This window comes from Protofrankia sp. CiP1_Cm_nod1, assembly GCF_920888515.1.
Classification (GTDB): Bacteria; Actinomycetota; Actinomycetes; order Frankiales; family Frankiaceae; genus Protofrankia.
In genome coordinates this window covers 1-11,456 of the sequence record NZ_CAKKTM010000044.1, presented here as the reverse complement: position 1 = coordinate 11,456, position 11,456 = coordinate 1, and the positions used below count along the sequence as shown (strand labels likewise).

General features: G+C 71.5%; 7 protein-coding genes and 1 tRNA gene. 4 read left to right on the top strand and 4 right to left on the bottom strand.

The annotated features are described in order from the left end of the window. Positions 1 to 7 precede the first annotated feature (7 nt). A tRNA-Gly gene (locus NBX02_RS02880) sits at positions 8 to 81 on the bottom strand. Positions 82 to 312: 231 nt separating this feature from the next. Here NBX02_RS02880 and NBX02_RS02875 point away from each other — a divergent pair. Together NBX02_RS02875 and dcd are read left to right on the top strand one after the other, a co-directional pair. After that, positions 313 to 1,095 (top strand): TNT domain-containing protein, encoded by a 783-nt coding sequence (locus NBX02_RS02875; protein ID WP_250285593.1) that lies wholly within the window; start codon positions 313 to 315, stop codon positions 1,093 to 1,095. 80 nt (positions 1,096 to 1,175) lie between these two features. After that, positions 1,176 to 1,802, top strand: coding sequence for a dCTP deaminase (dcd, locus tag NBX02_RS02870; protein WP_250289862.1), 627 nt, complete (start codon positions 1,176 to 1,178; stop codon positions 1,800 to 1,802). 81 nt (positions 1,803 to 1,883) lie between these two features. Here the strand turns inward: dcd and NBX02_RS02865 are convergent, their stop codons facing one another. Next, entirely contained in the window at positions 1,884 to 4,238 is a 2,355-nt protein-coding gene (locus NBX02_RS02865; protein WP_250289860.1) for a glycosyl hydrolase family 65 protein, read from the bottom strand. A 64-nt stretch (positions 4,239 to 4,302) separates the two neighbouring features. Beyond that, positions 4,303 to 5,199 carry an HAD-IA family hydrolase gene (locus NBX02_RS02860; RefSeq protein ID WP_250289859.1) on the bottom strand — a complete coding sequence of 299 codons (897 nt, stop codon included), beginning with the start codon at positions 5,197 to 5,199 and terminating at the stop codon, positions 4,303 to 4,305. 467 nt (positions 5,200 to 5,666) lie between these two features. On the opposite strand from NBX02_RS02860, the gene NBX02_RS02855 reads away from it, so the two are divergent. Beyond that, a complete protein-coding gene (locus NBX02_RS02855) occupies positions 5,667 to 7,409 on the top strand; it encodes a phosphatidylglycerol lysyltransferase domain-containing protein (RefSeq protein WP_250289882.1) in 1,743 nt (580 codons plus the stop codon). Between the two features lie 221 nt (positions 7,410 to 7,630). Here the strand turns inward: NBX02_RS02855 and NBX02_RS02850 are convergent, their stop codons facing one another. Beyond that, entirely contained in the window at positions 7,631 to 9,838 is a 2,208-nt protein-coding gene (locus NBX02_RS02850; RefSeq protein WP_250289856.1) for a (Fe-S)-binding protein, read from the bottom strand. A 461-nt stretch (positions 9,839 to 10,299) separates the two neighbouring features. On the opposite strand from NBX02_RS02850, the gene NBX02_RS02845 reads away from it, so the two are divergent. Next, a partial coding sequence (locus NBX02_RS02845) for a nuclease-related domain-containing protein (RefSeq protein WP_250289854.1) occupies positions 10,300 to 11,456 on the top strand: 1,157 nt, incomplete at its 3' end.

Below are 11,456 nucleotides of genomic sequence, written 5' to 3'. Positions count from 1 at the left end.
CCCAGAGTGGAGCGGGCGACGGGAATCGAACCCGCGTTGCAAGCTTGGGAAGCTCGTGTTCTGCCTCTGAACTACGCCCGCGTGCTGCCTTCAGCATCCTACAGGCTCGCGTGGGCGAGGTGCGGCGGGACCCGGCCGGCGTGGGCCAGGCACGGCCTGGGCAGGCCGGCGCCGGTCGGCGGGCACGTGTCGCTACAGGACGGACGACACACGGTATATCCGCCCGGAGGGCGCGATCCACGTCCGTGAGCAGATCTTTTACTACTCTCCCGAATCGATGTGCTACTCAGAGCACACGTCCGGGAGGAATACGTGCAGTTTCGCAAGAGCATGATCTCGCTGACGGCTGGAGCCCTGCTCCTTGCCGGTACCGCCTTCGTCGACGCCACATCCGCCTCGGCCGCGCCCGCCTCCGCGACCGACGGCGCCACGATCACTGTCGGTGCGACGACCGGTGGCTCGACGGCCGGCGATCCGACGGGTGGGCACCGGTCGCTGGACGAGTGTTCGGAGGCCGACTTCCGTGGCGACTCGCGGCTGGGCCCCCAGAAACTGCCGGTCGTCGGTGAGGTGGGCCGGCAGCTGTCCCACTACCAGCGCACCGGCGGGGAGCCGGTCCAGCAGTTCCTGGACACCTGGTGGGACCCGTCCGCCCGGTCCGGCCAGGGCGGCTGGCAGTACCCGCCGAAGGACGGATACCTGATCAACCCGGACGGCACCCCGCAGCGGACGGTGACATCGCTGGCCCCGGGGCTGGAGTTCGACCGCTTCGGTGGCACCAGCGGCAACTTCGCCTCCCCGGAGGGGACGAAATACGCCGCCCGGGCCATCCCGCCGTCCAACCTGGACTCCACGACGGACCCGGGCAGCTGCAACTACCACGACTACCGGGTGCTGCGGACGTTCTCCGTCTACAGCGGCGCCATCCGGCCGTGGTTCGACCAGCCCGGCTACGGACAGCAGTACCAGGTGGTCAGCGCACTCATCCCGGGCGCGCCGGTCGTCGACCCGGTCACCGACGCGCTGCCCATCCAGTGGCTGCTCGACAACCAGCTCATCTGCTCGACGACCGACGCGGCCTACCTCTGCCCGTGACGGGACGGCAGTGCGAAGAATGAGGGGATGCCCCCGTCCGACGACCGCGACAGGGCCGACGGCCGGTAGCGTGCTCGGACGTGCTGCTGTCTGACCGGGATATCCGAGCCGAGATCGCCGCGGGACGCGTCCGCCTGGAACCGTACGATCCGGTTCTCGTCCAGCCCAGCAGTATCGACCTGCGGCTCGACCGGTGGTTCCGGGTGTTCCAGAACCACCGGTACAGCCACATCGACCCCGCCATCGAGCAGGAGGACCTGACCGAGCTCATCGCGCCGGACGTCGACGAGCCGTTCGTCCTGCATCCCGGGGAGTTCGTCCTCGGCTCGACCCTCGAGATCATCAGCCTGCCGGACGATCTCGCCGGCCGGCTGGAGGGCAAGTCCAGCCTCGGCCGCCTGGGCCTGCTCACGCACTCGACCGCGGGGTTCATCGACCCGGGCTTCTCCGGCCATGTCACCCTTGAGCTGTCGAACGTGGCCACCCTGCCCATCAAGATCTGGCCAGGCATGAAGATCGGTCAGCTGTGCCTGTTCCGGCTGTCCTCGCCGGCGACGCATCCGTACGGCTCGGCCGTCTACGGCTCGCGCTACCAGGGCCAGCGCGGCCCCACGCCGTCCCGCGCCTACCGCGACTTCACCCGCGCCGCCGTCTCCCCGGAGGACCACAACCGCGACCGTAACCACAATCGCGACCACACCGGGTAACATCCGTGCGGGCGCGGCGGATGCGCAGCAGTCGCACGGGCATGGTGGCACCGGCGCGTCCGCGCGGGCACGGCGGTCGTCTCACGGGTTCGGGCGGAAGCGCACCGGCTCCCGTCCGAACGGCTGGCCGGGAGCCGGCCGGGTGGGCGACGGCGGCACCGGACGGCTCACCGGCTCCTTCGTCGTCACCCACACCTGCTCGCCGTGGTGGACGATGACGGTCGGGTCGCCGCGCAGCAGCACGTAGGACGCGACGGCGTCGGTGACCTCGACCCGCAGCCGCCGGCCCCGCCGGGACAGCGTGAACGCCAGCCTGCTGATCCCCTCCGGCAGCCGGGGGGCGAACGACAGCGTCTCCCCGGTGTCGCGCAGCCCGCCGAACCCCTCGACCAGCGCGATCCAGCTCCCGGCGAGCGAGGCGATGTGCAGGCCGTCCACGGCCCGGTTCGACAGGTCGCGCAGGTCTGTCAGCGCGGCCTCGCGCAGGTAGTCGTGGGCGAGCCCGAGGTGGCCGACCTCGGCGGCCATCACCGCCTGACAGCACGCCGACAACGACGAGTCGCGGACGGTCAGGGCCTCGTAGTAGGCGAAGTTGCGGGCCTTCTGCTCCTCGGTGAACGCGTCCCCCCTGCGCACCATCGCCAGCACCAGATCGGCCTGTTTGACGACCTGCTTGCGGTACAGGTCGAAATACGGGAAGTGCAGCAGCATCGGGTACTGGTCGGGGCGGGTGCGCTCGAAGTCCCACACCTGGTGGCGGGTGAACCCCTCGGACTGCGGATGCACGCCCAGCTTCTCGTCGAACGGGATGTACATGTCCTCGGCGGCGTCGCGCCAGGACGCGGTCTCCTCCGCGTCCACGCCGAGTTCGCGCGCCCTGTCCGGATGCCGCCGGACGGCGTTCGCCGCCTCGACGAGGTTCTGCTGCGCCATCAGGTTCGTGTAGACGTTGTTGTCCGCGACGACGCTGTACTCGTCCGGGCCGGTCACGCCGTCGATGTTGAAGTCGCCGTCGAGGTCGTGGTGGCCGAGGGAGCGCCACAGCCGGGCGGTGTCGACGAGCAGTTCCAGGCCGACGTCGCGCTCGAAGGCGTCGTCCCCGGTCGCGCGGACGTAGCGGACGACCGCGTCCGCGATGTCGGCGTTGATGTGGAACGCCGCCGTGCCCGCCGGCCAGTACCCCGAGCACTCCTCGCCGTGGATCGTCCGCCAGGGGAACGCCGCGCCGGAGAAACCGAGCGTACGGGCCCGTTCCCGGGCCAGCGGCAGGGTGGCCTGCCGCCAGCGCAGGGCGTCCGCCGCCGCGTGCGGGGCGGTGTAGGTGAGCATCGGCAGGACGTAGCTCTCGGTGTCCCAGAAGGCGTGCCCGTCGTAGCCGGTGCCGGTCAGCCCCTTGGCCGGGATCGACCGGCGCTCGGCCCGGGCGCCGGCCTGCAGCACGTGGAACAGGGCGAACCGGACGGCCTGCTGCACCTCGGCGTCGCCGTCGACCTCGACGTCGGCCCGCGCCCAGAAGTCGTCGAGGTAGGCCTGCTGCTCGGCGAGCAGGCCCGCCCAGCCGGTCTGGCGGGCCGCGGTCAGCGCGGCGGCGGCCTGGTCCCGCAGCGCCGGCAGGGAACGCTGCTCCGACCAGCCGTAGGCGATGAACTTGACCATCCGCAGCGTGCTGCCGACGTCCAGCACGGCCGTCACGGTGATCCGGCAGGAGTCCTCGTCGCTCTCGGCGGTGACCCCCAGCCCGGGCAGCGGGTCGATCACATGGTCCATCGCGGCGGCGACCCGCAGGCCGCTGCGCCGGGTGCGGTGCACCAGCTCCGCGTATGTGCCGTGGCTGCCGTTCCACTCCCCCTGCAACGGCGCCTCCAGCGCGGCGGCCGCCCGCGGGTCCACGCTCTGCGGCGGCATCTGCTCGTTGGCGACCAGCTCGGACTGGATCACCAGCCGCGCCGGGGCGTCCAGCGGCTCGACCTCGTAGCAGATCGCCGCCATGGCCCGCTGGACGAAGGACACCAGGCGCACCGTCGACACCTTGATCGCCTGCCCGGCCGGTGACACCCACTCGGCCGTGCGCCGCAGCACGCCCGCGCGGAAGTCCAGCACCCGTTCGTGCGCCCGCAGCTCCCCGTAGCGGACGTCGAAGGGCTCATCGTCCACCAGCAGGCGGATGAGCTTGCCGTTGGTGACGTTGATGACCGTCTGGCCGGACTCCGGATACCCGTAGCCGGCTTCGGCGTACGGCAGCGGACGCAGCTCGTGCACCGAGTTCAGATAGGTGCCGGGCAGGGCGTGCGGCTCCCCCTCGTCCAGGTTCGCCCGCAGGCCGACATGCCCGTTGGACAGCGCGAACAGCGACTCCGAGCGGGCCAGCAGCGCCGGGTCGAGGCCGCACTCACGCAGGTGCCACGGCTCGACCGGGAACGACACGTTACCGATCACAACACGTTACCGATCACGACATGCTCCCGGTCATGAAGGGCCGCCGGTCGTGAAGGGCCGCCGGTCATGACAGGCTCCCGTCACCCGCTGCCGCGCGGCCGGCGCGACCGTGTTTGCCCGGCCCAGATTCGCCCGGCCCGGGTTCGCCCGGCCCAGATTCGCCCGGCCCGGGTTCGCCCGGTTCGGGTTCGCCCGGCCCAGATTTGCCCGGTTCGGGTTCGCCCGGTTCGAGCAGGACGGCCAGGTCGGGGACGGTGATGTCCGCGCCGTGCGCGAGCAGGGCGTCGGCGTGCCCGATCCGGTCGACGCCGACCACGAAGCCGAAACCGCCGGCCCGCCCCGCCTCGACCCCGGCGAGCGCGTCCTCGAACACCGCCGCCTGCCGGGGCTCGGCACGCAGCTCACGGGCCGCGGCAAGGTAGGTGTCCGGCGCCGGCTTGCCCGCCAGGTGCTCACGCGCCGCGACCGCGGCGTCGATCCGGACGGGCAGCAGCCAGTCGATGCCGGCCGCGGTGAGGACCTGTGCGCAGTTCGCGCTCGACGACACGACCGCGCGTCCGGCCCCGGCGGCCGCCAGCGCGCGCAGGTACCGCACGGACCCCGGATACGCGGTGATCCCACCCGCGCGGAGCCTGGCCAGCAGGATCTCGTTCTTGCGCTTCCCCAGCCCGTGCACGGTCTGCGCCGTCGGCGGATCCGCCGGGCTGCCCACGGGCAGCTCGATGTGCCGGGACGCGAGGAACGACCGGACACCGTCCGCCCGCGGCCTGCCGTCCACGTAGGCGGGATAGTCGTCACGGACGCTGAACGGGACGAACGGGCCGCCTGCGTGCCGGGCCCGCCGCTCGAGGAAGGCGTCGAACATCTCCTTCCAGGCCGCGGCATGGACGGCGGCCGTCGGGGTCAGCACACCGTCCAGATCGAACAGGCATACCTTGATCTGTTCGGGCAGCCCGAGCATCCATCCCTCCCCTCGAGGGAGCCTGTGACCGTCCTACTACCCGCAACACCCCCGCCTGACCGCGCGACCGGCGGGGGTAACGTCCCACGCACGGCCCGGCATCCCGGAAGGCCGGAAAACGGGCTGGGAAAAGGGAAGCGAAGGAGGGGCCAGCGTCCGTGGCAACGGTCAGCGGCAGAAGCCGTCCCCGCAAGACCGGCCGGACCAGGGCCAACGGGCGCGGCGACGGCATCGGCGCGATCTCCGGGACGTCTTCCGCCGGAAGCACTCCCCCCCGGACATCGGCACCCAGGACATCGACGGCGCCCGCGGCGCCAGCGGCAGGGACATCGACGTCGCCCGCGGCAGGAACCTCGACGGCGCCCGCGGCGCCAGCGGCAGGGACATCGACGTCGCCCGCGGCGCCGGCGCCCACCGAGGCGACGCGGGCCTCCCGGTCCGCGCTACCGGCGTGGAACCGTCTGTGGCTGCCGCCCGTGGCCGCCGCCCTGGTGTTCGTCGCGGGGCTCATCGACATCGTCTCCGCGGTGACGCCCGGCTGGCGCAGCCGTCTCGACCTGATCCGGCAGATCCTGCCCGGGTCGGTCTCCCGGCAGGCCGCGGCGTTCACGGTCGTGGTCGGGCTCCTGCTGCTGCTCCTGGCGCGCGGCCTGCGCCGGCGCAAGCGCCGCGCCTGGCACGGGGTGGTGGCCCTGCTCACGGCGAGCGTCGTCCTGCACGTGGTCAAGGGCCTCGACTACGAGGAGGCGGCCGCCTCCGCCGTACTCGTCGCCGGTCTGCTGCTGGCACGCGGGGAGTTCCAGGCCAAGGGGGACCCGACCACCCGGTGGCGGGCGCTGTGGGTCGGGACCGCCCTCGCCGCCGCCTCGGTCATGATCGGCATGCTGCTGCTCCAGGTCGGTGGTGGGCGGCTGCTCGGGGCGCACCCGCTGTCCGCCCAGTTCGCGCACGTCGTGGACGGCCTGGTCGGCATCCACGGGCCGCTGCGCTTCTCCTCCGAACGGGTCTCGGATCTTGTCACCCGGACGCTGCTGACCATGGGCCTGCTCACGATCAGCGCTGTCGTGTACCTCGTGCTGCGGCCACCACGGCCGCGGCCGAAGCTGTCCGAGGACGACATCACCGGCATGCGCGCGCTGTTGGCCTGCCACGGTGACGCCGACTCGCTGGGCTACTTCGCCCTGCGCGCCGACAAGACCGTCGTCTGGTCGGCGACGCGCAAGGCCTGCGTCCCCTACCGGGTGGTGTCCGGGGTGATGCTCGCCAGCGGCGACCCGCTCGGCGACAACGAGGCGTGGCCGGGCGCGATCCGGGAGTTCCTGCGGATCGCCGCCGAACATGCCTGGATACCAGCGGTAATCGGATGCTCCGAGACGGGCGGCAAGGCGTGGGAGCGCGCCGGCCTGTCCGTGCTGGAGTTCGGTGACGAAGCCGTCATCGATGTGGCGGCCTTCACCCTCGAAGGTCGCGACATGCGCAACGTCCGGCAGGCCGTCGGCCGGGTCGAACGGGCCGGCTACACCTGCCAGGCCCTGCGGATGCGTGACCTGCCCGCCGAGGAGCGGGCCCGGCTGCGGGCGCAGGCCGCGGCATGGCGTGGCACCGAGACCGAACGCGGTTTCTCCATGGCGCTCGGCCGGATCGGCGCGCCCGCCGACGACGACTGCGTCGTCCTGATGGCCTTCGACCGCGGCGGGGACGGCCCGGCGGGCGGCGAGGGAGGCGGCGAGCCGCGGCTGCGTGCGCTGCTGCACTTCGTCCCGTGGGGCCGCCGGGGCCTGTCGCTGGACCTGATGGTGCGGGACCGTACCGCCGACAACGGGCTGAACGACTTCCTGATCGTCTCGGCGGTACGGGCCGCGGCCGGGCTCGGGGTGGAGCGCCTGTCGCTGAACTTCGCCTTCTTCCGGGCCGCGCTGGAGCGCGGGCAGCGGCTCGGCGCGGGCCCGGTCACCCGTTGTTTCCGGAACCTGCTGGTCTTCCTCTCCCGCTGGTTCCAGATCGACAGCCTCTACCGGTTCAACGCGAAGTTCCGCCCGGCCTGGTCGCCCCGCTACGTCTGTTTCCCGGCGAGCCGGAACCTGCCGCGCATCGCGCTGGCCATGCTGGAGGCCGAAGCCTTCCTGCGCTGGCCCCGGATGGGGGTACGGCCCGCCGCGTACCGGCTACGGCGGCCCGCCCGCCCGGCCGGTGTCTGCCCTCGTAGGTAGAAACCGCCGCTCCAGCAACGTTTTCCACCTACGGGCGCACGGGCCGTAGGTGGAAAACGTCGTCGCCACAGCGGTTTCCACCTACGGCAGCGGCCGTCCCTGCCTCCGGCCGGCCCTCTGCCTCCGGCCGGCCCTCTGCCTCCGGCCGGCCCTCTGCCTCCGGCCGGCCCTCTGCCTCCGGGCCGGTCTGTCGTCGCGGGAGGCGTCCTCGCGGCCCTCCGTCAGGAGGCGTCGGCGCCGGCCGGGACGGCCGGCGGTGCGGCCAGCGAGCGAGCCAGCAGCTGGGAGACGTCGAGCACCTCGACGCTCTCCTTCGCCCCGCCGGACTGCTTCTTCTCGGTGACGGCGTCGGTGAGCATGACGATGCAGAACGGGCAGGCGGTGGAGACGATGTCCGGATCGAGGGCGAGCGCCTCGTCCACCCGCTCGACGTTGACCCGCTTGCCGATCTTCTCCTCCATCCACATCCGGGCGCCGCCGGCGCCGCAGCAGAAGCCGCGCTCCTTGCAGCGGTGCATCTCCTGGCTGCGGATACCGGGGATGCTGCCGAGGATCTCCCGGGGCGGGGTGTAGACCTCGTTGTGCCGGCCGAGGAAGCAGGGGTCGTGGTAGGTGACCGAGGAGTCCACCGGCTGGACGGGGACGAGTCTGCCCTCGTCGACAAGCCGGCCGAGCAGCTGGGTGTGGTGGATGACCTCGTACGCGCCGCCGAGCGCCGGGTACTCGTTGGCCAGGCTGTTGAAGCAGTGCGGGCAGGTGGCGACGATCTTCTTGGCGCCCGCCGCGTTGAGGACCTCGATGTTGGCCTTGGCCAGTTCCTGGAAGAGGTACTCGTTGCCGAGCCGGCGGGCGGGGTCACCGGTGCAGCTCTCGCCGGTACCGAGGATGGCGAAGGAGACGCCCGCGGTGTGCAGCAGCTCGGCGAAGGCCCGGGAGACCTTCTTGGCCCGGTCCTCGATGGCGCCGGCGCAACCGACCCAGTACAGGTACTCCACGTCGTCCGGGATGGGCTCGCCCTCGTCGAGCACACGGACCTCGAACGGCAGGCCCTCGGTCCACTCGGTGCGGATCCGGGGCGAGACGCCCCACGGGTTGCCGTTGTTCTCCAGGTTGCGCAGCATCACCCCGGCCTCGCTGGGGAACGACGATTCGATCATCACCTGGTAGCGGCGCATGTCGACGATGTGGTCGACGTGCTCGATGTCGACCGGGCACTGCTCCACGCACGCGCCGCAGTTGGTGCACGACCACAGCACGTCGGGGTCGATGACCCCGCCCTCGTCCTCGGTCCCGACCAGCGGACGGTCGGCCTGCGGCTGGCCGGGCTCGGGAACCCGCCCGAACCCGGACTCTGGGACGTGGTGGACGGCGTGCCCGTTCGACGCCTCCGCGGCAGCGCCGGCGGCGGCCGGCGCGGCGTCCTCCCCCTCGCCGGACCCGTTGGCGGCGAGCAGGTACGGCGCCTTGGCGAACAGGTGGTCACGAAGATCCATGATCAGAATCTTCGGTGACAGCGGCTTGCCGGTGTTCCAGGCCGGGCACTGGCTCTGGCAGCGCCCGCACTCGGTGCAGGTGGAGAAGTCGAGCATCGCCTTCCAGGAGAAGTCCTCGATCTTGCCGACGCCGACGATCGGCTCGTCGGCCTCCATCAGGCTCTCGATGTCCGGGGTGCTGCCCAGCGCGCCCAGCGCCTTGGGCTCGCGCTTGAGGATGACGTTGACCGGCGCCAGGAAGATGTGCAGGTGCTTGGAGTAGGCGACCAGCACCAGGAAGCCCATGATGACGGCGATGTTGAGCAGCAGGAAGACCGTCTCGATGTGCTCGTTGGCTTCGAGGGAGAAGGCGTCGAGCGGACGGCTGACCAGGTAGGAGGCGAACGCCCACCTCGTGTCGCCCTGCGGGTGCGTGCCGGCGTTGAACTGGGCGCCGCGCAGGACCAGGAGCGTGACCATCACCGATGTGATCATCCCGAGGATGACCCAGGCCGGGCCGATGTGCGACCCGTAGAACCGCGACCTGCGCTCGAGCCGGGCAGGCGCGTTGCGCAGCCGGATGATCGTGAAGGCCAGCAGCCCCGCGAGGACCGCGACCGTGAAGAAGTCCTCGATGAAACCGATGGCGGCCCAGTGCCCGAACAGCGGGATGTGGAAGTCGTGGTCGAACAGCGCGCCGAACGCCTCGATGACGGTCAGCATGAGGACCGTGAATCCCCAGAAGGTGAAGGCGTGCGCGAGCCCGGGGACCGTCCAGGTCAGCAGCTTCCGCTGGGCACCGACCTCGCTGATCTCACTCCACAGCCGCTGGCCCGCCCCGTCGAGCCGGCCGGCAGCGGGCTGTCCCTGGCGGATCAGCCTGAACAGCCAGTGGAACCGGCGTCCGGCCACCGCGAGAGCAACAACGACGATCACTCCGCCGATAGCGAGTCTCACACGTCCTCCAGTCTTCTACCGACGGTGGGAGCGTATCGCTACCCATTGGTAACTTGCACGCCGAACCGGCCCACCGCCGCCAGCCCCGCCGGGATCCGCAGCGAGTCATTTCACCCCTTTGGCCCTTCACCTTCCTCTTCGCACCGCCCAGGCGCAGCCGATCGCCGGTCGGACGGGGCCAGCGCGGGGCCCGGGCCATGCCGGCCGGCACCGCCGGCCAGGCGCGGGCCAGGCGCGGGCCAGGCGCGGGCCAGGAATGATCATCTAAGATAAAGTGAGGATCAACGTCTCACCGCCTCTGGAAAATTTGGACCGGTTTCGGGATTCCCTTGTCCGAGGACACGCTCTGGCTGCACCATCAGTGCGGCCCGTAACATGTCTGCGCTCTGCCGCGCCGGCACGCCCACGACCGCTGATGATTCAGGTTCCGGACCACGACCCCACGATCCACGGTGGACATGATGGCGAGCACGATCAAGAGCCCGATCAGGAGCAGCAGCCCGCTGCGCGGCCACACCCGCGACCGTCCCGGCCACTCCCTGGAGGTGGCCTACCGGCGAGCCCGGGAACAGCAGGCGCAGATGCGCCGCGAGCGGCTTGCCTACACCGTGCCCCGGGCCGCGCTACGGGCCTTCCCCATCGCGGTGGTGTTCGCGGTGCTGGCCGTCTCGGGCCTGCGGCTGCCGGTGTCCGTCGCGGTGGCAGCGTACCTGGTGGTCCAGCTCGGCTGGCCGCTGGTGGTGATCGGCCGTTCGTTCGATCCGGTGCCCGAGATCGAGGCGCTGCGTGAAGGCGCCGAATCCGAGCGCAAGACGGCACGTATCGTCAACAGGCTGCGCCGGTACGGCTACGTGGTGATGCACGACCGTCGGGTGGCCCACTCCGAGGCGAGTATCGGACACCTGCTGGTCGGGCCGGGCGGCGTCATGGTGATGAAAAGCGACGCCTCCCCCGGGACGGTCCGCTACTCCAAGGACGGCGCGAAGGTCGACGGGCAGTCCCTGAAGAAGCCGCTCGACCTGACCAGATGGCTCGGGGAAGAGGTGCGCAACCAGATCCGCGACGCCCTGCCGATGGTCAAAGTCCCGGTCCGACCAATTCTGATCATGGCCGAGGCGGGCGTCCTGTGGAGCGACGGGGCGATCGACGGGGTGACCCTGATCAGCCTGAAGGACCTCGTCTCCTACATCCGGGGGCGGCCGGACCGGCTCAACCCGGCCGAGGTGACGAAGGTGGTCGCCGTCGCCCAGCGCCTGTTCCCGCCCGCCACGGCCAACCAGCTCGCCGATCACGTCACCCTGGACCGCGACCAGTGGCTGGCCCTGATGGACGCGCTGCGCACCATCCTGGAGCGCGGCGGGGACGCGACCGACATGCTCGACCGGCTCACCCGGATCGAGAACGAGCTCGCCCGGTCCGGCGAGCCGGGCGGGCGCTCCGGCATCCCGGGAGCGCGCACCGGCGACAGCGGCGACGCTGACAGCGACGGTGCTGACAGCGACGACCTCATCAGCGAACTCACCGGCTCGGCCGGCACGCCCGCGCCCGGTCCCGCGGACGGCCCGTCGCCGGGATGGCGGCGGGGACGCATCCTGGCCGCGGTCCGCCCGCTGCGGCC